The sequence below is a fragment of the Pseudomonas sp. Bout1 genome (assembly GCF_034314165.1).
Classification (GTDB): domain Bacteria; phylum Pseudomonadota; class Gammaproteobacteria; order Pseudomonadales; family Pseudomonadaceae; genus Aquipseudomonas.
In genome coordinates, this window is the sequence record NZ_JAVIWK010000001.1 from 6,550,750 (window position 1) to 6,571,349 (window position 20,600).

18 protein-coding genes are annotated in these 20,600 nt (G+C 61.7%); 5 read left to right on the plus strand and 13 right to left on the minus strand.

Features of this window, described 5'->3' with window-relative positions; translation table 11 throughout:
* Positions 1-89: 89 nt before the first annotated feature.
* The 8 genes from mdcH to RGV33_RS30420 all read right to left on the minus strand — a co-directional run bounded on the left by mdcH (position 90) and on the right by RGV33_RS30420 (position 6,623).
* The gene (mdcH, locus tag RGV33_RS30385) at positions 90-995 is read right to left on the minus strand and encodes a malonate decarboxylase subunit epsilon (RefSeq protein ID WP_322148098.1); all 906 of its coding nucleotides are present in this window, start codon (positions 993-995) and stop codon (positions 90-92) included.
* A complete protein-coding gene (locus tag RGV33_RS30390; RefSeq protein ID WP_322148099.1) occupies positions 992-1,588 on the minus strand; it encodes a malonate decarboxylase holo-ACP synthase in 597 nt (198 codons plus the stop codon). Before RGV33_RS30390 ends, mdcH begins: the two co-directional genes overlap by 4 nt.
* Positions 1,582-2,358: a biotin-independent malonate decarboxylase subunit gamma gene (gene mdcE, locus RGV33_RS30395; RefSeq protein WP_322148101.1), complete on the minus strand. Its 777-nt coding sequence runs from the start codon at positions 2,356-2,358 to the stop codon at positions 1,582-1,584. Before mdcE ends, RGV33_RS30390 begins: the two co-directional genes overlap by 7 nt.
* Positions 2,355-3,197 carry a biotin-independent malonate decarboxylase subunit beta gene (locus RGV33_RS30400; RefSeq protein WP_322148103.1) on the minus strand — a complete coding sequence of 281 codons (843 nt, stop codon included), beginning with the start codon at positions 3,195-3,197 and terminating at the stop codon, positions 2,355-2,357. Before RGV33_RS30400 ends, mdcE begins: the two co-directional genes overlap by 4 nt.
* The gene (locus RGV33_RS30405) at positions 3,190-3,489 is read right to left on the minus strand and encodes a malonate decarboxylase subunit delta (RefSeq protein WP_322148104.1); all 300 of its coding nucleotides are present in this window, start codon (positions 3,487-3,489) and stop codon (positions 3,190-3,192) included. The genes RGV33_RS30400 and RGV33_RS30405 overlap by 8 nt, the downstream gene beginning before the upstream one ends.
* On the minus strand, positions 3,489-4,337 hold the full coding sequence (locus tag RGV33_RS30410) for a triphosphoribosyl-dephospho-CoA synthase (RefSeq protein WP_322148105.1): 849 nt from the start codon (positions 4,335-4,337) through the stop codon (positions 3,489-3,491). The genes RGV33_RS30405 and RGV33_RS30410 overlap by 1 nt, the downstream gene beginning before the upstream one ends.
* Positions 4,338-6,008 (minus strand): malonate decarboxylase subunit alpha, encoded by a 1,671-nt coding sequence (gene mdcA / locus RGV33_RS30415; protein ID WP_010167653.1) that lies wholly within the window; start codon positions 6,006-6,008, stop codon positions 4,338-4,340. It lies immediately after the preceding gene.
* Positions 6,009-6,299: 291 nt separating this feature from the next.
* A complete protein-coding gene (locus tag RGV33_RS30420) occupies positions 6,300-6,623 on the minus strand; it encodes a DUF6124 family protein (protein WP_322148106.1) in 324 nt (107 codons plus the stop codon).
* A 674-nt stretch (positions 6,624-7,297) separates the two neighbouring features.
* Between RGV33_RS30420 and RGV33_RS30425 the strand changes: the two genes are divergently transcribed.
* From RGV33_RS30425 to RGV33_RS30435, 3 genes are all read left to right on the plus strand, one after another.
* Complete coding sequence (locus tag RGV33_RS30425; RefSeq protein ID WP_322148107.1) at positions 7,298-7,762, plus strand: mobile mystery protein A; 465 nt, start codon at positions 7,298-7,300, stop codon at positions 7,760-7,762.
* Entirely contained in the window at positions 7,753-8,340 is a 588-nt protein-coding gene (locus tag RGV33_RS30430) for a mobile mystery protein B (protein WP_322148108.1), read from the plus strand. Before RGV33_RS30425 ends, RGV33_RS30430 begins: the two co-directional genes overlap by 10 nt.
* Before the next feature lie 606 nt (positions 8,341-8,946).
* Entirely contained in the window at positions 8,947-9,234 is a 288-nt protein-coding gene (locus RGV33_RS30435) for a HigA family addiction module antitoxin (protein ID WP_322148109.1), read from the plus strand.
* 19 nt (positions 9,235-9,253) lie between these two features.
* On the opposite strand, the gene RGV33_RS30440 is transcribed toward RGV33_RS30435, so the two are convergent.
* On the minus strand, positions 9,254-9,889 hold the full coding sequence (locus RGV33_RS30440; RefSeq protein ID WP_322148111.1) for an NBR1-Ig-like domain-containing protein: 636 nt from the start codon (positions 9,887-9,889) through the stop codon (positions 9,254-9,256).
* Positions 9,890-10,180: 291 nt separating this feature from the next.
* Between RGV33_RS30440 and RGV33_RS30445 the strand changes: the two genes are divergently transcribed.
* Entirely contained in the window at positions 10,181-10,729 is a 549-nt protein-coding gene (locus tag RGV33_RS30445) for a hypothetical protein (RefSeq protein ID WP_322148113.1), read from the plus strand.
* A gap of 22 nt (positions 10,730-10,751) precedes the next feature.
* The gene (locus RGV33_RS30450; RefSeq protein ID WP_322148114.1) at positions 10,752-11,387 is read left to right on the plus strand and encodes a LysE/ArgO family amino acid transporter; all 636 of its coding nucleotides are present in this window, start codon (positions 10,752-10,754) and stop codon (positions 11,385-11,387) included.
* Between the two features lie 121 nt (positions 11,388-11,508).
* Here RGV33_RS30450 and RGV33_RS30455 read toward each other — a convergent pair whose 3' ends face one another.
* From RGV33_RS30455 to RGV33_RS30470, 4 genes are all read right to left on the minus strand, one after another.
* Positions 11,509-11,964, minus strand: coding sequence for a chemotaxis protein CheW (locus RGV33_RS30455; protein WP_010167660.1), 456 nt, complete (start codon positions 11,962-11,964; stop codon positions 11,509-11,511).
* On the minus strand, positions 11,957-17,797 hold the full coding sequence (locus RGV33_RS30460) for an Hpt domain-containing protein (RefSeq protein ID WP_322148115.1): 5,841 nt from the start codon (positions 17,795-17,797) through the stop codon (positions 11,957-11,959). The genes RGV33_RS30455 and RGV33_RS30460 overlap by 8 nt, the downstream gene beginning before the upstream one ends.
* Before the next feature lie 219 nt (positions 17,798-18,016).
* The gene (locus RGV33_RS30465) at positions 18,017-20,068 is read right to left on the minus strand and encodes a methyl-accepting chemotaxis protein (RefSeq protein WP_322148116.1); all 2,052 of its coding nucleotides are present in this window, start codon (positions 20,066-20,068) and stop codon (positions 18,017-18,019) included.
* Positions 20,065-20,589: a chemotaxis protein CheW gene (locus tag RGV33_RS30470; protein WP_322148117.1), complete on the minus strand. Its 525-nt coding sequence runs from the start codon at positions 20,587-20,589 to the stop codon at positions 20,065-20,067. Before RGV33_RS30470 ends, RGV33_RS30465 begins: the two co-directional genes overlap by 4 nt.
* Positions 20,590-20,600: the final 11 nt, after the last annotated feature.

The window sequence follows — 20,600 nt, forward strand, 5'->3', positions numbered from 1 at the left end:
GCGCACTCCCGCGGGAGCAAGCTCCCTCGCCACAGGTCACGGGTGACCCGCTCTATCTCTAACCGACCGGCACTAGCCTTGGTGGTGCTTTATTGGTGGCGGTGGCCCTCCTCTCGCAGCAAGGCCTGCAAGGTGTCCAGGCGGGCGCCTTCGAAGGCAATGACGGTGCCTTGCTCGAACACCCGGCGCGCCAGGCCCGTGAGCACGGCGCCGGGAGGCAGTTCGATATGCAGGCGCACGCCACGCTCATAGGCGCTTTGCACAGTGCCGCGCCAATCGACGATGCGGCACATGTTGAAGGCGAGGTCGTCGCGCAGGTGTTCTGTGTTGTGTATCGGCCGGGCGCGGGTGCTGCTCAGGTAGGTGATGCTCGGCGTTTTCAGTGTCACTTCGGCAAACGCCTGGGCCAGTGCCTCGGCGGGCTTTTCCAGTAGCGCGCAATGGGACGGCACGCTGACGGCCAGGCGTTTGGCAACGCCGTTGCCGCGGACCAGATTGGCCACGGCCTTCATTGCTTCGTCGCTGCCGGCAATAACGGTCTGGCTGTCGGCATTGATATTGGCCAGGTACACCGGGGTTCGCGGGCTGTGGACCTGGGCGAGCAAGGCTTCGACGGTGGACAGGTCAGGGCCGATAAGCGCGGTCATGCCGTAGCCGTGGGGATACGCCTGTTGCATCAATTCGCCGCGCAGGCTGACGAGTTTCAGCGCGTCGGCAAAGTCCAGGGAGCCGGCAATAACGGCTGCGGGATAGGCGCCGATAGACAGGCCGGCGACATAATCGGGTGTGTGTTCCAGCAGGCGCGCACTGGCGACGCCGGCGATCAACAGGCACAACTGCACGGCGCGGGTCGAGGCCAGCGCTTGCGCAGAGTCGAGCCTCAGCACGTCCTCGTCCAAGGCCGCACTGGCTTGCTCCAGCACCGCGCGCGGCAATTGCTGGAGCATGCCGGGACGCTGGGCGCCCTGCCCCGGGAATGCCAGGAGGCTGCTCATGCCACGCCCTGCCACGGGTCGGTCACCAACTGCGCGCCGCTGGCATTCTTCAGCAGCACACGGCGAGAACCACCGGCCCATTCACGTAGGGCGACCGCACCAAAAGGCGTTTGCAGTTGCAGGTCCACGGCGCACACCGCCGTGTCCAGTATCGCCAGCAGGTCCTCGGCGTCGCCGCGATCAAGCCGCTCGGGCGTGCGCAGAATCAAATCCAGATCACTCTTGGCGTGCAGCGCGTCGATGCCGCTGGCCAGCTCAAAACCGGCACTGCCGGTGACGCCCCAAGTCTCCTTCACCAGCACCGGTCGCAATTGAGCCAGTGCCTGCAACGCCGGTAAATCCCGGGGCGAAATCACACCGCGCAGGGCTTCCGGCACCACGCACCGATGCACCGCCGAAGTCGGCATCACAGCGGCGAAACGCTGTTCGCGCAAGCGCCCGCGTACACCCACCGCCACATGACCTGGCGGCGCAATCGCGCGCCGCACCACCACCGGATGCCCGGCGTCCAACGCCTCCAGCACCCAGGCCGGCGCATCAGCGGGCGCATGCGCCGGGGTCATGCCCCAGAGCAAGTCGTGGGCGTTCACCATTGCTCCCGCAGCAATTGGCGCACATGGCTTGAGGCGGCGCGGTTGGTGGCGCCCAGGCGACCGCTGAGGTCACGGCCACCCGCCTGCACATCCTTGATCGCCTGCACCAGGCAATCACTGACCCGCGCTATATCTTCGGGGGTTGGCTGTTCAATCTGGCTGACCGACAAGGTCTCCCAGAGCAAGCCGAGGCTGGCATAACTGTCGATGTCATAGGCCATCGGCGGCACGCTGGCGGCCAGGGCTTCCAGCTCTTCGACACTGCGCAGGGTCACCCGCGCCGCCGACGCCTTGCCCATGGCATGCACCATCACGCCGGGGTCGCGCAGGGCAATCAGCCGGTTGGCCTGGTAACCATGGGCGAGGAAGGCGCCGGACATCGCCTTGCCTACCAGCAGCGCGATCACCGGATGACCGGCCAAGCGGGCGCGGGCGTAGCTGTCGGCAGCGGCGGCCAATGCCTGGTGGATGCCCAACGCTTCTTCGCGCCGGCCATAAGCCTGGCTCGGCACATCGACAATCGCAATCAGCGGACGCTTGTCGCCGGTGTTGATCGCCTCATCAACCGCCTTGGCCAAGCCCCAGCCTTCGAGCAAACCGACCTCACCATTGCGAGCGCGAGGAAAGCGGTTTTGTGCATCGGTGACCACCGCGATAAAGCGCACCGGCTGATCACCGAGTGCACCGTCGGCAACTCTCAGCGAGTTCGGCAAACCGCTCACCGGCGTTGCATCGCCGCTCAACGCGTTGAACCATTGCAAGCCTCTCATGAGCGTTCTCCCTGATACAGATCGCGAACCGTCGCCGGGTCGATTTGCGGTTCGGCGTTCAGTGCAGCCAGGCGCTCCAGGTAATGTTCGACCTGACGGCTGCGCTGTGTTTGCGGCAAGCCTTGTTGCAGCAGCTGCGTGACGTGCTGCTGAATCTGCGCCACGTCGTCGGCCACATAACGGTCGGCCAAGCCGCTGTTGAAGCGCTGCTCGCCGCCGGTCAGGCTCCAGATGAAGGGCCGGTCGCGGGAGTCGTATTCCTCAAGCCCGGCTTCCTGTTCGATCACCTGCGGGCCGTTCAGGCCAAGGCGCGCCTCGCGGGTCACCAGCAGATAACTGCACAGGCCGGCCGCGATGGACATGCCGCCAAAACAACCGACACTGCCCGCCACCACGCCGATCACCGGCTGGTACTGGCGCAGGTCGACAATCGCCGCATGGATATCGGCGATGGCGGCCAAGCCCAGGTTGGCTTCCTGCAAGCGCACGCCGCCGGTTTCCAGCAGCAGGATGGCGCGCGTCGGGATGCCGTTGCGGTTGTCTTCAGCGGCCAGCTCCAGGGCGCCGGCCATCTTCGCGCCGCCGACTTCACCGAGGCTGCCGCCCTGGAAATTGCCTTCGATAGCGGCGATGACCACCGGCAAACCGGCGATGCTGCCCTTGGCAATCACCACGCCGTCATCTGCCTGAGGCACTACGCCCTGGCGACTCAGCCAGGGCGACATGACGCGCTGGAACGGGTCGATCAGTTCGCGATAGCTGCCCGCGTCGAGCAAGGCCTCGGCCCGTTGCCGCGCGCCGAGTTCGACGAAGCTGTGTTTATTCAGCAAATCAGTCATGACCGATCTCCTCGAAGCCTTGCTCCAGGCGCAGGCGCACCACGCCCGGGGTCGCACCGAAGTCGTGGATATCGATGTTCAATGCGGGAGGTGTTTGCTCCTGGAAGATCCGTTCAAACAGGTGCTGCCAACGCAGCTGCGCACCGTTGACCGAGGTCTGCACCTGAATCGTCAAGGTGCCGGCAGTGCCCGGTTCCAGCAGCACTTCCAGGTCGCCGGAGCCGACACACCCCACCAGCGCACGGCCCTTGCCAGGCGGCCCGGCGGGGAATTCAAAGGATAAGGTTTCCATCACAGCGCTCCGTCGAGGCGGTCGATAAACAGGCAGGCAGCCAACAGGTCGGCGGCGCCACCGGGGGAGGCATTCAGCGCCAGCAGTTGCTGGTCCAGCTCGTGCAATTGGCGGCGGCCGGCGAGGCTTGCACTGCCACCGGCGTCCAGCACCGCTTGGGCGCCTTGTTGCATGGCCTGCAAGCCTTCGGGGCCAGCGCGATAGAGCACGCAGGTGTCGGCCAGGTCGGTCATGATCGCCAGCAAGGCATCGAGGCGAGCGTTCTGTTCGCCGTGTTGCTGCACGCGGCTTTTTTGCAACTGCGGGAGGCCGCGTTGCAGCACCGAGGGGAAGCCCAATTGCGCTTCTTCACGAGCACCGCGAGCGCCGTAGCGTTGTGCGACCAGGGCGCCATGGCTTAGCGGTTGTGGTGCGTAGCGGTCGTTGAGCAAGGCCAGGCGGGCGGCGCGTAACGTCAGCGCGCTGGCGGTGCCGGATTCGGGATGCAATGCGGCGGCGGCGACTAATAAGCCAATCGCCCAAATCGCACCACGATGGGTGTTCACGCCGTTGGTGGTGACGAGCATCGCCTGTTCGCCTTCGCGACCGATTCGCCCAAGGGCTTCACGCAAGGGCAAACCCACTTCGCCAAACTCGATAGCCGCCTCGGCCATTTCCTTGAACGCCGGCCACAACGACAGCGCCGAAGCGTGCATCAAGCCGAGGTGCAAATCGGTGTGGGCGCCGTTGCCGCGACGGTCCACCAGGGCGGGTTTTGGTGACAGGTCGGCCTCATCAATCAAGGCGTCGACGGCCATGTCGGCCAGCCGTTCGGCCAGGGTCAGGTCGTGCAGTTTGAGTGCGTGCATTTACCAGCTCCTGAACTTGGCGGGCGGGTTGTACAAGCCACCGGACCACTCCACCAGATCGGCCACGCTCTTGGCGGCCAGCAGCTCACGGGTGGCGTCGGTGCGGCGGATGCCGAGGTCTTCGGGCAGCGCGATCAAGCCTTCGCGGCGCATGCGAGCGGTGTCCTTGGGGTTATGGCGCATGCCGATGGCCGTCACACCGGCCACGGCAGCGATCATCGCCTGGCGCTCTTCGAGCGAGCGAGCCTTGTACAGGTAGGCGATGCCTTCTTCGGTGAGCAGGTGGGTGACGTCGTCGCCGTAGATCATGATCGGCGCCAGCGGCATGCCGCTTTTGCGTGCCACTTCTACCGCATCGAGGGTTTCGACGAAGGTCGGTTTGCCGCCTTCCTGGAACGTCTCGACCATCTGCACCACGAGCTTTTTGCCGCGTTCGAGCAAGGCCTCGGGAGCGTCGTCGTGGCGCATGTCGAGCCAGGCGGGTGTGCCATGGCGGCGACCGCGCGGGTCGTGGCCCATGTTTGGCGCACCACCAAAACCGGCAAGGCGGCCACGGGTAACGGTGGAGGAATGACCGTCGCCATCAACTTGCAAGGTGGCGCCGATAAACAGGTCCACCGCGTATTGGCCGGCCAGTTGGCAGAACATCCGGTTGGAACGCAGCGAGCCGTCGCGACCGGTGAAGAACACATCCGGGCGGGCGGCGATGTAGTTTTCCATGCCCAGCTCGGTGCCGAAGCAATGCACGCTTTCCACCCAGCCGCTTTCGATGGCCGGGATCAGGGTTGGGTGTGGGTTGAGGGTCCAGTTGCGGCAAATCTTGCCCTTCAGGCCCAGGGATTCACCGTAGGTGGGCAAGATCAACTCGATAGCGGCGGTGTTGAAACCGATGCCGTGGTTCAGCGACTGAACGTTGTGTTTTTCATAGATGCCACGGATCGCCATCATCGCCATCAACACATGCACGGGCTTGATGTGCCGTGGGTCGCGGGTGAACAGCGGTTCGATATAGAAAGGTTTATCAGCGACCACCACGAAGTCGACCCAGCTCGCGGGAATGTCGACGCGAGGCAGGTCGGTGACGTCATCCACCAGTTGGTTGACCTGCACAATGACGATGCCATCGCTGAAGGCGGCCGGTTCAATCAGCGCTGGCGTGTCTTCAGTGCTGGGGCCGGTATAGATATTGCCGGCGCGGTCGGCCATGAAACCGGCGGAGAGCACCACGTTGGGGATCAGGTCCACCACCAGCCGCGCATAGAGTTCGATGTAGGTGTGGATCGCGCCGATTTCCAGCAGGCCGTCTTCCAGCAACTGGCTGATGCGCAAGGATTGGGTGCCGGCGAAAGAGAAATCCAGCTTGCGGGCGATGCCCTTTTCAAACAGGTCCAGGTGCTCGGAGCGCCCCACGCTGGGCATGATCATGTGCAAGTCGTGAAGCTTGGCGGGGTCGGCCTTGGCCAGGGAGCGGGAGAGAAAATCCGCCTGCTTCTGGTTGTTGCCTTCCAGCACCACACGGTCGCCGGGGAGGATCAGGGCTTCCAGGGCTTCGACGATACGGTCGCTGGGGAGCACGGCGCCGTCGGCGAACGATCGCACCAATGCGAGGCGGCGCTGCTTCTCATCGCGCCGCCGCGTCCAGCGCGAGTCGGGGGAAGTTGTTGTTGTCATGGTCGCTCCACGGGATGTGCTGTCGTGGGCTGTACCTTAGGAGGGTATGGGGGGGGCATCAATCAAGCTGGACGGTGGATTGTTACGATTGGAGTAATGGTTCTTCAGCAAACGCTGGTTTAGAACCGACAGAGATCAAATGTGGGAGCTGGCTTGCCTGCGATGGCATCACTGCGGTGAGCCTGACTCACCGAGTCGCCCGCATCGCAGGCAAGCCAGCTCCCACATTTTGATCGGCTGTGTGCTTAAGAACGTACACATGAGTGCCAAATTGGGACTCATCCCACTTCGTCACATCGCCGCTGGGCTCACCTGCTCCAGAGCCTGATCAACCAGTAACTGCCCCAGCTCACTCATCTGTTGAATAGCCAGCACCACGCCGCGCTGGGAGCCTTCCAATTCGAAGGTCAGGTCGGAGGTCAGGGCGTTGAGTGAGGCAAAGGGTTCAGAAGCGTTGGCCAGCAAGGCTTCGGTGGATTGAGAGGGCGTGACGGTAAAGAATGAAGATGAAGCGGAAGTCGGAAAGTAATGATCCATGGCACGCTCGGCGGCGGCCTGGAGTTTGCGGTGTTCGATTTCAGCGTTGTGGGGCGGATTGGGGGTAGGTTTGAACATGATGTGCAGCTCCGATATGTATTAGGGAAGCTGACACCGTCCGCTTGCACGCGAATAAGGTGGCAGCTGTGCGCAGGTGTGCAAGACCGGGCATATCGGACCCGGCAGACCCCGAGGGATCTCCCACGCACAGCCGCCATAAGAAATACAGCAGGCATAAAAAACGCCCGTTGAATGGCTATGGGCGTTGGTGCGCCGATATGTAACCGGACTTGCACGTCCGTGTCACCGTTTTTTGCGATGACGGACGAAGACCAGGCGTGATCGCAGGGCACAACAAGTTCATGCACAGCGCGAGAAGTTGCAGGAAAAATCCGAACGCAAACACGCGCCGATTGTTCCTACGAGCTTTTCGGGTTGTTGCTCGGAATCGTCCCATCTAGCCTTCATGTCCAAATCGCATAGCCGCTGAAAGCGGCCGAATGCAAAGCGCCAACGACAAGCGGCAAAGCAGTTGTAGTGAGCAGCCCCACCCCGCTCATTACAAGGGTCACAGGAACCCATCCATATTGATTGCCTATAACTATACTAAATATTTATTTTAGATCGTATTTACGCATACAGAATAATTAGTTTTGTATGCTCATAACCAATCAATAAATATCGAAACGTATTCTTAAAGGCATACAATACGCTACATACGAATACTTCCAGGCTAAAAAAGGTGGCATCTCATGGCCTCATCCGATCTCTCTAAATTGCGCCTGACCCAAGTGGAGCGGGCCCTCGAACCCTTTGAAGCACTGCGAGGCAAGCCCACGCCGCCGGGCGGCTGGCTGCGCTCCATCAGGGAAGCACTGGGCCGATCGTTAAGGGCTCAAGCCGCCTTGGTTGGCGTAGCCTTCGCAACCTTGCAACAGTCGGAGCGGGCCGAAGCCGAAGATCGGATCACACTCGCGCAATTACGCAAGCTGGCGGCGGGTTTGGACTGCGAACTCGTCTACGCCCTGGTGCCACGAAAACCACTGCACCAGACGGTTGAAGCCCGCGCCGAATGGCTGGCCAGACAAGAGATTATGGGTGTCACCCACACAATGAGCCTTGAAGATCAGCGGCCTTCAGATACGTTCATCGAAAGCCAAGTGGAGGATCGACGAAAAGAACTGCTCTCCGGATCGTGGGCTCGACTATGGCGATAGGGCTTGAACTCAAACCTGGGCAAACACCGTTAGACCCTGATGAAGCCGCAGGCCTGAAGCCAAAGCACATCGGTACTCAAGGTGAACTTGATGAATGGGAAGCGGCAAACATCATCAAAGCGATGCGCTGGCTTGGGCGGCAAAAAAAATTGGACGTCCTGGACGAACACTTCTGCCGTCAACTTCACATCAAAATGTTCAGCGATACCTGGATCTGGGCCGGGACGTTTCGCAAGTCCGACAAAAATGTTGGCTGCGACTGGACAAAAATCTCAGTCAACCTGCGCCAGTTACTCGATAACACGACCTACTGGCTGGAGCACGACGTGTTCCCTGCCGAAGAGGTGGCTGTGCGCTTCCACCACCAACTCGTGTCGTTGCACCCATTCCCCAATGGAAACGGACGACACTCACGCCTTATGGCCGACTGCCTCCTGAGGCAGCAAGGGCTCGCTCCGTTCTCTTGGGGAAGCGCGAATCTGATAGCAGCCAATGAAGTGCGTACGTTATATATCCATGCACTGCGTGCCGCCGACATAAATGACTACGGCCCGCTTCAGGCTTTCGTGCGCAGTTGAGCGTATGTTGCCACCCGACGGAGATTGAGATTAATCGGTAAAGCAGTGTGCTCGTAGGGTGGCAGTTGTGCGCAGGGATGTCATTCCGATCAACGCCATTCCTGTTGAGTCACCAACTGTTCAACCCACTTCAACAACGCTTGTGTATGCGCGATCAGTTGCTCCAACAACCCCGCGTCACCGTTTTTTGCGATGACAGACGAAGACTAGGCGCGATCGCAGGGCACAACAAGTTCATGTACAGCGTGAGAGGTTGCAGGAAAAATCCGATAAGCGCCCAAAGAGCTGTATGCCAACAGGTGGGTGGCAACCATGTGCAGGTGTGCAAGACCGGATCTGTTTAGGACATCCGGTAGATTCGAAATCTCCCACACATAATTGCCAAAAACTCGGACTCGCTCGATCAATCGGTTTTGGAGGCCGGATAAAACGTCATTCGCACACTGAGGGCGCCAAGATTCTCCAGAGCAAAAAAGAGGCCACTTGTAGGATCGATTCGGCTCTGACAGGTTGCGCAGATTGCTCCGACAGACTTTTAGGGTTGTTGCTCGGAATCGCCCTGTCTGGCCTTCATGGCTATATGAGATAGCTGCCGGACACGACTGAATGGATATGCACAACCCTCCTCATCCAGGCGAAACTCTGCTTGAAGAAGTGATCCCGGCCTTGGCCATCACCATTACTGAAATGGCACGGCGCCTTGGCTTCGCCAGAGAGACCTTCTCTAGAATCCTCCACGGGCATGCGCCCATCAGCCCGGATATTGCCGTAAGGCTTGAACGAGCAGGTATCAGCAAAGCTCGGTTGTGGCTATCGATGCAAAGTGCCTATGACCTGTGGCAAGCAGAGCATCGAGAGCAACCAAAAATCGAGCGGTTTGCACGGATTGACTGACAAAAATCCGATCGGGCACTCAACGCGCCATGACATTAACCAACACATGCAAAATGAACGCAGGCCCGTAACAAGGTTCCCCCTGCGCATCCTCAATTCTCCAGATTGAAGCCACCGTGCAGGTTTCCCTGGGTGCTGCAAACTCCACACTGATATGCACCGGCTGACCCGGCAGCGTATCGGCAATAGGGAGTTCGCTGTGCAGGCTACGCAGGTGAGTATCCATCACCACCTCCAGCTGGCCTTGTGCGTCAGCACGACGGGCAATCACATATTCCCCGTCAACACGCACCAGTCGCCGCCCACGCCACGGTCGTGTGCCCAGATTCTGAATCTCCCAGGTTTTCTGAAAAACCTCCCCCGGCAACACCACCGTCTGATCAGGCGTCGTGACATCCGCATTGAAGACCGCAACGTCTTCCGGATCATCAATACCTACAGCGCGATTGGTGGCAGCCATTGAGCACGCATTGGCGGGAGCGCCTGTCAGGTCAGCGAAGTAGCGAAACAGCAGCAAAGGAGAAACCTGCAACGCCTTGGCCAACTTGATCAACGTCCGTACCGACGGGTCCTTGGACGCACCGCCCGCCAGACCGTACAGGTAGGTCCTGGAGATTCCCGCCTCCTTGGCCAACGTCGTCAGGGGCTTGCCCAACTCTCGGCTGCGTCGCGCAACCAGTGACCTGAGGGTATCTCGCGTTTTTATATTCATACGGAGTTTTCGGTTCCCACTTTTAGGTGAACGTCATTTTTTTGTCCGCCAAAAAAAAAGACAACCTGCCCGTCGCCACGTGTCTTGAACCATGCACACTCGCCACCTGCTGGCGATGTTGTGAAGGACATGGATGGCTCCCTTTTAGTCGGTCATATCCAGTGTCGTAGTTTCTCGCATGCTTGCGAACCTAGTGTTTGTTGCATTCCTTTACATCTACCTTTGGATATAGCCATGACCCACATCAAAGCGTGCTGTGAATCCATTGCTCGAACAGGCTTTGGCACCCTGCAAATATCAGAAGCGATGCTGCTGGATTACAAAAAAATCGTTGATGGATACTCCTCAATATCGGCAGCCACCAAGGCCTCGTTTTCCTTCGCGAAAGACACCGATGGATTTTTCCCCTTTGGCGCTGAGTACTCGAGCGTTGAGGATCAGCCAGACCTGTGTGAGCGATTTTGTTACTGGCCTGCGCATTCATCAAAACGAAAGGCTTTTGAGTTCACAAGAAGTGAGGAGCCGGTACGCCTCTTGGAGAACGAGATAGCAATCTTGGCCGGGTCGTTACTCACTGAGCTCTCAGACTATGCGATTCCCGCTGCATACCACGCGGTTTTGACTCCTCGAACACCAATACCACGCAGCTCTCTGATTTACTTCGTTAACCCTGATGCGGAGCAGGAACTGACAGGTTTTTTCCGCCACCAGACGATCGACTTGAAAGGCGCCGTCAACGCGCGCCACACCGGTTTCGGTAATCAACCCCTTCAATTGACCTGATAACCAGGTGGCCGAGCACTTCATGATTCCTGACTTCAACGCCCTTTATCTTGAAGGTCTGATATTAGGCATCGGATTGTTCGCCGCTCCTGGACCGAAGGACACCCTGGTCATTCGCCAGGGTGTCAGTCGCGGTCCCGTCTGGGGCGTGGTGGCGGTATGCGTGTTCGCCGATATCATCCTCATCGCTCTTGGCGTTACGGGCTTGGGCTCATTGCTCGGCAGCCAGCCAGGTTTGGTAGCTTTTTTGCTGCTGTCAGGAGCGGCCTATCTATTGTGGTTCGGTGGGCAGAGGTTATTGGCGTGCGTGCGTAACCAGTCGATGCCAGAGACTCAGGGTGACCTCACCTCACAACGAGGATTATTGCGCACGGCGGTGATACTTGGATTTGCCAATCCGTATGCCTGGCTGGATACCGTGGTGCTGATTGGCTCTATTGGTGCGGCAAAGCCCATCAGCCAACAAGCGTCCTTCGCCAGCGGGGCGATGACCGCGTCGCTGGTGTGGTTTGTGGTTTTGGCATTGGGATGTCAAAGGCTGACGGGGTTGTTTCGTTCGGCAACGGTCTGGCGTTTACTGGACGCGGGTGTGGCGGTTTTGATGGTGTACCTGGCAGGGATGCTGATTGCTGATTTTCTGGTGCTGCATCCTCTCTGAAGGAAAAAGGCCCGTGAGTGTCTGGTTGTAAGAGGTTGCCGGTTTTGGGTCCGCTTCGCAGCCCAACGGGAGCAATCTCCCTCGCCACAGGGGTCTTGATTGGGCTTGGGAAATGGGGGTGTCAGGCCAATCCGGCCTCGACCAACAACGCTTCCAACCCCATCAGGTCCGGCACCCTGGCCACATGCTCCCCCACCTGCACCGCCGCCAACTCCAGCGGGCACAACGGCACGTCTACATAACTCAACTGGCTGTCGAGCTTGTACGAACGCGGAATTCCCTGGATCACCAACGCGATAAACTTCAACGTCGGCCGCCCGCCCAGGGCATTCAGCACCACAATCCGTGCCCGCTCGCCCACCACGCCCGACTCGCCACACGCCGCTTCAAAGCTGATCAACGGCAACTGCCGATCGCGCCACGTGACTTGCCGCAAATACCACGGCGGCGCGTCGCTGGCCGGTTCGCCGCGCTGGAAGTCGATCAGCTCGGCCACGGCGACGTTGGGCAATAACAGGTGGCGGTCGGCCAACGGCAGCAGCAAGCCGGTGAGTTGCGTTGCGCGGTGATCAAGCACGGGACTTGCTCCAATACGCGATGCTTTCCAGCAGCACCGACTCTTGATAAGGCTTGCCGAGGTAGTCGTTGACGCCAATGGCCATCGCACGATCACGGTGTTTTTGCCCGGTGCGGGAGGTGATCATGATGATGGGCATCCGCATCAGCCGTGGGTCGTCGCGCACCTGGATGGCCACTTCGAAGCCGTCCATGCGCGGCATTTCGATGTCGAGCAGCATCAGGTCCGGGGTGTGTTCTTCCAGCACGGCCATGGCGTCGATGCCGTCTTTGGCGGTGAGCACGTTCATGCCGTTGCGCTCCAGCAGGCGGCTGGTGACTTTGCGCACGGTGACCGAGTCGTCCACCACCAGCACCAGCAGCGGGCGCTTTTTCAGGGGGTCGTTGAGGGGCAACGGTGTATCGGCCGCCTGGGCCGGCAAGGCCGGTGGCCGCGCACGGATATGCGCCAGCAGGTCGATGATCAGTACCACGCGGCCGTCGCCCAAAATCGTGGCGCCAGACAATCCCTTCACTCCAGAAAATTGCGGCCCCAGGCCCTTGACCACGATCTCCCGGGTGCCGGCCATGGCATCGACTTGCACTGCCACGCGCCGCTCGTTGCACTGCACCAGCAGCACCGGCAGTGGCTGGTACTGGCCCAGCAGTTTCGGGCGGCTGACGGTGTGCAGCAGGTCGCCGAGGTAGAACAGCTCGTAGCGTTGGCCGGCGTATTCATAACGCGGCGGGTCCAGCTGATAGTGCCCTTCCAGCTCGTGGGGCATGACCCGCACCAGGCCTTCGATGGTGTTCAGCGGGATCGCGTATTGATCGTCCGCACACTGCACCATCATCGCCTGGTTGACCGACACCGTGAACGGCAGGCGAATGCGAAAATGCACGCCCTCCCCCGGCGTCGAGTCGATGACCATCGAGCCGCCCAACTGGCGCACTTCCTCATGCACCACGTCCATGCCCACGCCACGCCCGGAAATCTGGGTGATTTTCTCGGCCGTGGAAAACCCCGGTTGCAGGATGAACTGCAACACGTCGCGGTCGCTGATTTCCAGGTTGGGGTCGAGCAAGCCGCGCTTGATCGCCTTGCGCCGCACAGCTTCAAGCGGCACGCCGGCGCCGTCGTCGCGCATGTCAAAAACGATGTCGCCGCCTTCGTGGGTCAGGTCCAGGGTGATGCGACCTTTCTCCGGCTTGCCCGCCAGCAGACGCGCATCACGAGACTCCAGGCCATGGTCGACGGCGTTGCGCAGCATGTGTTCCAACGGCGCGACCATGCGTTCCAGCACGTTGCGGTCCATCTCGCCTTCGGCGTTGCCAACGACAAACTCCACGTCCTTGCCCAGCTCGCCCGCCACTTGCCGCACGATACGTTTAAGGCGCGGCAGCACGCGTTCGAATGGCACCATGCGCGTACGCATCAGGCCTTCTTGCAACTCGGTGTTGATGCGCGCCTGTTGCTGCAGCAGGTTGTGGGCGTCCTGGTTGCGACGGTCGAGGGTTTCCTTGAGGTCGAGCAAGTCAGAGGCCGATTCGAACAAGGCACGGGACAGTTGTTGCAACTGGGAATGGCGGTCCATTTCCAGCGGATCGAATTCTTCGTAACCCAGGCGCTCGGCCTCGGCCTGTTGGCGGCTGAGGATGCGCCCCTGGGTTTCGGTGTCGAGGCGGCGCAGTTGGTCGCGCATGCGCTCGATGGTGGTTTCCACTTCATGCAGGGCGATGCTCGCATCGTTGACCTGTTGTTCGATGCGCCCACGGAAGATCGAGGTTTCACCGGCCAGGTTGACCAGGTCATCCAGCAAGTCGGCAGAAATTTTCACCATGTCGGCGGTCGGATCGCTGGCCGGTACCACCTCGGTTTTGGTCGCCGCCAACGCCACCGGTGCGGCTGTCACTTCAGCCGGATGCACCAGGCCTTTGATTCGCTCGATCAGTTGATCCACCGAGCCCACCGGCATCCCCGCCGCCACCGCATCGATCATCTGCGCCAGACGGTCGTGGCAACCTTGCAGCAACGCAAACAGGTCCGCCGAGGGCGCCAGCAACCCTGCCGACAGGCCTTCGTAGAGAAATTCCAGCTCATGGGCCAGGTCGCCAATGGGGCCGATCTCGACCATGCGGGCGCCACCCTTGAGGGTGTGCAGGTCGCGCAGCAGGGTCTCGACTTCCTGGCGACTTTTCGGCTCGGCCTGCCAGCGCAGCAGCGCGGCGCCGGAGCTGTCGAGGATGTCGGCGGCTTCTTCGAGAAAGATATCCAGCAACTCCGGATCGGTGCCTGGCGTCTCGACTTCGGCTGCCACTGCGGGCGCCACGTGCCCGGTGCCTTGGCGCAGTTCACGCAAGTTGCTGATCAGGTCGGTGGGGTCGTTCAGCGGCTGCTGGTGTTGCAACTGCTCAAGCAGCAGCGCCAGGCGTTCGTGGCCGGCCATCAACACGTTCGCCAGTTCGCTGGAGTAGCTGTAGCGCCGGTCTACCAAGCCTTCGTAAAGGTTTTCCAACTCCAGTGCCAGGTCGCCCACCGCGCCGATTTCAGCCATGCGTGCGCCACCCTTGAGGGTATGTAAATCGCGCTGCAGCGACGAGAGCGGTGCGGCGTTATCCGGGTCCAGCAGCCAGCGCTTGAGGGACTGGCCGGCACTGTCGAGGATGTCTACCGCCTCTTCAAGGAAGATCTCGACAATCTCGTCATCCACCACAAAGCCCTGGTCCAGCTTCGCCGTGGCGGCACCCAGTTCGGAGATGCTCAGGGCGCGGCTGCCATCGGTTTTGATCAGGCCGGTGGCCGATGGGTCCAGGCCTTCATCCAGCAACTCGCGCAGGGCTCGCACCCGCGCCGGGGCCGCGCTGATTTCCTGGCCGGCAGCCAGTTGGTCGAGCATGTTGATCAGGGCTTCGTGGGCCTGCTCGGCCTCGTGGAAGAAGCGCTCGCTGACCGCCAGGCTGCTTTCTTCGACCGCGCCGTAGAGGTCGAGCAAGGCTTCGCACAGTTCGTCCATCGGGTGCAGGTCGGCCAGGTGTGCGCCTTCGCCAAGGGTGGTCAATTCGTCCAGCAGCGCACTCAGTTCCTGGCGCTCGCCGGGGTGTTGTTGCCAACGGCGCAGCAGGCTTTCAGCGTCCAGCAGGATGTCCATGCCCTGGGCCAGGAAGTTGGCGATCAACTGCGGATCGCGCTTGATACGCAGCCCGGTATTAGGCGCATTCAGCAGGGCTTCAAGCTGGTTGTTCAGCAGGTTTTGCGTACGCTCGATCAAACCCGCCGCGCCGTTGATGGCCGCGTGGGGATCAGTGTCCAGCTGGCGCACCCCGCGCTGAAAGAGCGCCTCGGCTTGCAGCAGCAATTCGACTTCATCCAGGTCCAGCGGCAGGCGGTGGGCCTTGTATTCGCGGGTCAGGTGGTCCAGTGGTCGCGCCAGCTCGGCGATGGGCAACACACCGGCCATGTAGGCGCTGCCCTTGAGGGTGTGCAGCGCGCGTTGCAGTTCATCGCTGACTTGCAGCGGCACGTGCTCGGTGGCTTGTTGCAGGAAATGGTTGAGGCTGTCGAGGTGGCTCTGGGCTTCGTTGCGGAAGATTTCCAGCAACTGCGGGTCCAGGGCGGCCGGGTCTGTGGCCGACGGCTCGACACCACTGGCCAGGGCGTGCGCCCTGGCTGCCAGCTCGTCTACGTCATCGCGCTGGCGCTGGGCATCGGTGGCAAAATCGCTGATCAGCTCCGGCAACAATTCCACCACGTCATCCAGCACCGCTTGCACATCCGGGCCCGGCGCGACGCTGCGTTCCAGTACTCGGTTGAGCAGGTTTTCTACCGCCCAGGCCAACTCCGCCAACACCAAAGCACGGACCATGCGGCCGCTGCCTTTCAAGGTGTGGAAGGCACGGCGCATTTCACTCAGGCAGGCTTTGTCTTCAAGGCTCGCGGTGCCGACGGGCACGTAGCGGTGCAGCACATCGAGGACTTCGGCGGTTTCTTCGAGGAACACGTCGCGCAGTTCATCGTCGATGGCTTCCTCACCGGCGGGCGGCGGCAGCAGGCTGCCAGGCCGCTGGAGGGCGGGCGGGTTGAGGCGTGAGGTGGGGCTGGCCAGCGCATCCGCGAGAAACGGGGTTTGTTCCGCTGGCGCGTCATCCTGGGCGAGCAGTGCCTGGCGCCACGGCTTTTCGGCGGGCAAATAGCCCAGCGCTGCCAGGCCTTCAGCGGCGACTTCCAGCACACGTTCGCCAGGAGCGTCGTGGTCCTGGAGCATGCGTTCCAGGTAGTACTCAAGGCTGGTGAGCACATCGGCAAAATGCTCAAGCTGCGCCTCGGAAGGCGCGGCCTCGCTGACCATCAGTTGCTCATTGACGTAGTCATTGCAGCCACGCATCAGGCTCGCCGCACGGGGCAGCGGAATCATCGCCAGCGCGCCGCGCACCTGAGTCAGCAACTCGGGCAACGACTCCAGGCGCTGGCGGTCCCAGTGGGCCTCTATGCAGTCGATCACCAGCTCTTTGGCCTGGGTCAGGCACTGGCAGGATTCGCGGATCACCAGATGGTGGATCTGCGTCAGGTCGGTGGTGGGCAGGCGGCTTTCTTCGCGGCGTTCCGGCTCGACCGTGCCGACCATCCCGGCCAGCGTGGCTTCGACGTAGAGCAAGGCGCCGGCGACGTCCATCAACACCGCGTCGTTGGGCTCGCGCTGCCCTTGCGCCAGGCCGAGCACCACCGCCAGTTGGTCGATGATCACTTTGCGCGGCTGGCCGAAACCCAATACGGCGAGGGTGTCGGCGATCTGGCGCAAGGGCGCCAGCAAGGCCTCAAGGTCGGAGGCATGCTGGCGGTCGCTGCGTACGAACAGGTCCAGGCGCTCCTTGACCCGCACCAGCTCCTCGCACAGCGCGCCAAGCACCGAGCCCATCGCATCGCGGTCCGGCCCGGCCAGGCGGGCGCGTTCGGCATCCACCACGGCGCTGTCGGGCAGGGCTTCATCGAGGCCATAACGTTCTTTCAAACTTTGCATCCGTGGAGTCGGTCGGGTGACTTTGGCGACATAGAACAACAGGCTCTTGAGCAACTCATCCGGGGCCGGGGTGTTGATGCCGTTGATGCCCTGGACCAACAGGCGCTTGAGTTGCTTGTCGCAGGCCTTGAGCAAACTGCGCAACGCCGGGCTGTTGGCGACCACGCCGATGAGCATGCCTTCCACCAGCGCCGAGGTCACCTGCCACAACGGTAACAGCGGCGCACCATGGCACAGGGCTTCGAGGCGCGCGAACACCCGCGCCATGTCTTCCAGGTTGCTGGGCCCGTGGTCTTCGCGCAGCAAGCCGACCAGCGCCTGTTGCAGCATCTGCCGCCACTGGCGCAGCAACCCGGGGAAATCCTCCGGCGTGCGCTGGGCCAGTGCCTCCTCGGGCAACGGCGGGATCACCAGCAGTTGCGGGCTGAACAGGCTGGTCTCCGAGAGCAGGCTTTCACCGCGCACGCTGCGCAGGTCGTTGAGCAGCGGCAACACCACCAACGGCAGGTCGCGCCGGGCACTGTGCACGCGGTCGAGGTACAGCGGCAGTTGGCCCAGGCCCTGTTGCAGCAGGCGAATACCTTCGTCGCGCTGGCTGACGCGCGCGCCTTGCAGGGCCAGGGCCAGTTGTTCCATTTCTTCAGCAAACAGGGCCGCGCCGTAGAACTCAACCATCAGCAGGCTGCCATGCACCTGATGGATGCATTCCAGGCACTGGCCGATAGCCTCGCTGCTGCCGTCTTCCACATAGGCGTCCAGCGCCGAACGGGCCTGCTTCAGGGTTTCGGCAATTTCGCCCTTGACCCATTCGAGGGCCACGTAGTCGTGCCGATCAACCATAACCGCTCCCGTCTGAATTCATGAGTTGCTGTGTGACCACCGATTCCAGAATCAATGGAGGTCAAATGTGAGAGCGGGCTTGTTGTGGTGAGCGGGCTTGCCCCGCGTTGGGCTGCGAAGCAGCCCCATCAATCAGTGGTGAACCCGACGGGGGACAAGCCCCCTCACCACAACAAGCCAGCTCCCACAGGGGTTCGGTGGTGCTTGGCAGATAGCATTTCACTCATCCACCTGCTTCGCCGCCGGCAAGGTGAACCCCGACACCGACCGCCGCAACTGACTGGCCATTTTTGCCAGGTTGCCGATGCTCTCGGCCGTGGCCGTGGAGCCCGACGACGTCTGGCTGGTGATCTGCTGGATCACGTTCATCGTCAGCGAGATCTGCCCTGCCGAAGACGTCTGCTGCTGCGCCGCATTGGAAATACTCTGGATCAACGCCGCCAGGGTTTTCGACACGCCTTCGATCTCTTCCAGCGCCACCCCGGCGTCCTGGGCCAGCCGCGCACCGCGCACCACTTCGGTGGTGGTCTGTTCCATCGAAATCACGGCTTCGTTGGTGTCCGTCTGGATCGCCCGCACCAGGGTTTCGATTTGCCGCGTTGCCGCCGAAGAACGCTCGGCCAGGCGCTGCACCTCATCGGCGACCACCGCAAAACCCCGCCCGGCATCACCGGCCATGCTGGCCTGGATCGCAGCATTGAGCGCGAGGATGTTGGTCTGCTCGGCGATGTCGTCGATCAGGCTGACGATGTCGCCGATCTCCTGGGACGATTCGCCCAGGCGCTTGATGCGCTTGGCGGTGTCCTGGATCTGTTCGCGGATGTTGTCCATGCCGTGGATGGTGTTGTGCACCACTTCGTTGCCCTTGTTGGCGATCTCTACCGAGCGCTCGGCCACGGCCGAGGATTCGGCGGCGTTGGCCGACACCTGGTCGATGGACTGGGCCATCTGGTTGATCGCGGTGGAGGCTTCGGCAATCTGCTGCGCTTGATGCTCGGAGGCTTGGGCCAGGTGCATGGCGGTGGCCTGGGTGTCTTGCACCGCGCCGGCCACCTGGCCGGCGGTGAGGTTGATGGTCGCCACCAGGTCGCGCAGTTGGTCCACGGAATAGTTGATGGAGTCGGCGATGGTGCCGGTGAAGTCTTCGGTCACCGACGCGGTGACGGTCAGGTCGCCGTCGGCCAGGTCTTCAATCTCGTCCAGCAGGCGCATGATCGCATTCTGGTTGCGCTCGTTCTTCTCGGCGGTTTCGCGCAACTGGCGGTTGGTCTCGCGGACCATCACCAGGCCGATCAGGATGATCGAGGCCAGCGCCAGCAAACCCAGCACGTAACCGCCGATGGTGTCGAAGGTGCGCCCGTCTGCCAGGTTTTCAAAGCCGGTGGCCAGGTGTGAGGCTTCGTCCAGCAGGGTTTGCGACAGGTTGAAAATATTGCTCGCCGAGGCGCGTACCTGGAACAGTTGCGGCGAGGTTTCGAGGATTTCGTCCACGGAGCCGGAGACGAACTCGAACAGCTCGGAAATTTCCGCCAACCGGGCCCGGGCATCGTGGTCTTCAACCTGGGTAATGCGCAGCCCGGCATTGCCGTTAAGCATGCCATTGAGTACCTGGCCGAAACGGTTGGCATCGCGGCCAAACGCATCGGCAGCCTGCACGGCGGTCTCGTCGCCCGCCAGCACGGTGTTCACCGCACCCAGGATGCGTTCGGCCAGCAACGATTGCCGCTGGGCCAACGCCACCTGGCTGGCCGGGGCGCCGCGTTGCAGGAGGATGTCGACGACCTTTTCCGACTCCATCTGCAACTGTGGAACGGTTTCCGCCAGGGTCGCGGCCACCTGATGCAGCGACAGCACGGTTTGCTCACTGGCCAGAATCGCATCGGCGTTTTTCAGCAGCGCTTCCCAGTCGGTCTGCACAGCGCGCATTTCTGCGCGCACGGCGATGGGCGCGGCAGGCAGGCCGGTGGCCGGGTCGCCTTTTTTCAGGTAACCCCAGCGCTGGGCAAAATCGTTGCGCGCATCCCCCAGCAGCTTGAACGCAGCGGCTTTGCCGGCGGCGGCTTCGGTGGCGTTCTTGGCGATGCGCTGGGACAGCACCCGCAGTTCCCCGGCGTGGCCGATGTACTGCTTGTCGTAGGTGGACTGGGTATTGAGGTACGCGAAATTGGCGAACAGCAGCATGATGAACACGATCAGCGCGATAAACAGCACGATGATCTGGGAGCGGCTGCGGGAAGCTTCCTGGGGTTTGGCGGGGGTGACGGTACTCATGCGGCAACATCCATGAAGCCTGGAGCCTGGGCCAGGGCGAAGGGGCTGAAGACCTGCCACAGCTGGTCGCCGTCAAACTCGCCCTGGATAAACGCCGCGCTGCTCGCGTTGCGCATCGACAATGCGTCTTGTGCAAAATGCTGCATGCCCACTACCTCGTCCACCAACAGGCCGACAAACACGTCCTGATATTCCACCACCAGCACCCGCCGTTGTTTGCGCGCCACCGACAGGTCCAGGCCGAGGAACCCGCCCAAATCCATCACCGGCAGCAAGCGCCCGCGCAGGTTGGCCACGCCCCTGACCCACGGCTTGACCCCGGGCATCAAGGTGCAGCGCGGTTCGTGCAGCACCTCTGCGACTTCGCCCATGGGCGCCACGTACCAGTGCCCGCCCAGGCGGAACCCGATCCCGCTCCAGCTGTGCAGGCGGGTCTCCTGGGACGGCAGGTCGGCGGCCAGCAAGCGGCAGCGGCGGTCGATGTCCAGCAGCAGCTCGAAGGCGGTTTGCGACTCGGTCATGGGAACGTGCC

Excerpts from the sequence above, each read along its gene's own strand:
- RGV33_RS30405 (WP_322148104.1), bottom strand. The coding sequence starts at position 3,489 with ATGGAAACCTTATCCTTTGAATTCCCCGCCGGGCCGCCTGGCAAGGGC.
- RGV33_RS30390 (WP_322148099.1), bottom strand. The coding sequence starts at position 1,588 with ATGGTGAACGCCCACGACTTGCTCTGGGGCATGACCCCGGCGCATGCG.
- RGV33_RS30410 (WP_322148105.1), bottom strand. The coding sequence starts at position 4,337 with ATGCACGCACTCAAACTGCACGACCTGACCCTGGCCGAACGGCTGGCC.
- RGV33_RS30435 (WP_322148109.1), top strand. The coding sequence starts at position 8,947 with ATGGATATGCACAACCCTCCTCATCCAGGCGAAACTCTGCTTGAAGAA.
- mdcA (WP_010167653.1), bottom strand. The coding sequence starts at position 6,008 with ATGACAACAACAACTTCCCCCGACTCGCGCTGGACGCGGCGGCGCGAT.
- RGV33_RS30445 (WP_322148113.1), top strand. The coding sequence starts at position 10,181 with ATGACCCACATCAAAGCGTGCTGTGAATCCATTGCTCGAACAGGCTTT.
- RGV33_RS30450 (WP_322148114.1), top strand. The coding sequence starts at position 10,752 with ATGATTCCTGACTTCAACGCCCTTTATCTTGAAGGTCTGATATTAGGC.
- RGV33_RS30425 (WP_322148107.1), top strand. The coding sequence starts at position 7,298 with ATGGCCTCATCCGATCTCTCTAAATTGCGCCTGACCCAAGTGGAGCGG.
- mdcE (WP_322148101.1), bottom strand. The coding sequence starts at position 2,358 with ATGAGAGGCTTGCAATGGTTCAACGCGTTGAGCGGCGATGCAACGCCG.
- RGV33_RS30430 (WP_322148108.1), top strand. The coding sequence starts at position 7,753 with ATGGCGATAGGGCTTGAACTCAAACCTGGGCAAACACCGTTAGACCCT.
- RGV33_RS30400 (WP_322148103.1), bottom strand. The coding sequence starts at position 3,197 with ATGACTGATTTGCTGAATAAACACAGCTTCGTCGAACTCGGCGCGCGG.
- RGV33_RS30420 (WP_322148106.1), bottom strand. The coding sequence starts at position 6,623 with ATGTTCAAACCTACCCCCAATCCGCCCCACAACGCTGAAATCGAACAC.
- RGV33_RS30460 (WP_322148115.1), bottom strand. The coding sequence starts at position 17,797 with ATGGTTGATCGGCACGACTACGTGGCCCTCGAATGGGTCAAGGGCGAA.
- RGV33_RS30470 (WP_322148117.1), bottom strand. The coding sequence starts at position 20,589 with ATGACCGAGTCGCAAACCGCCTTCGAGCTGCTGCTGGACATCGACCGC.
- RGV33_RS30465 (WP_322148116.1), bottom strand. The coding sequence starts at position 20,068 with ATGAGTACCGTCACCCCCGCCAAACCCCAGGAAGCTTCCCGCAGCCGC.
- mdcH (WP_322148098.1), bottom strand. The coding sequence starts at position 995 with ATGAGCAGCCTCCTGGCATTCCCGGGGCAGGGCGCCCAGCGTCCCGGC.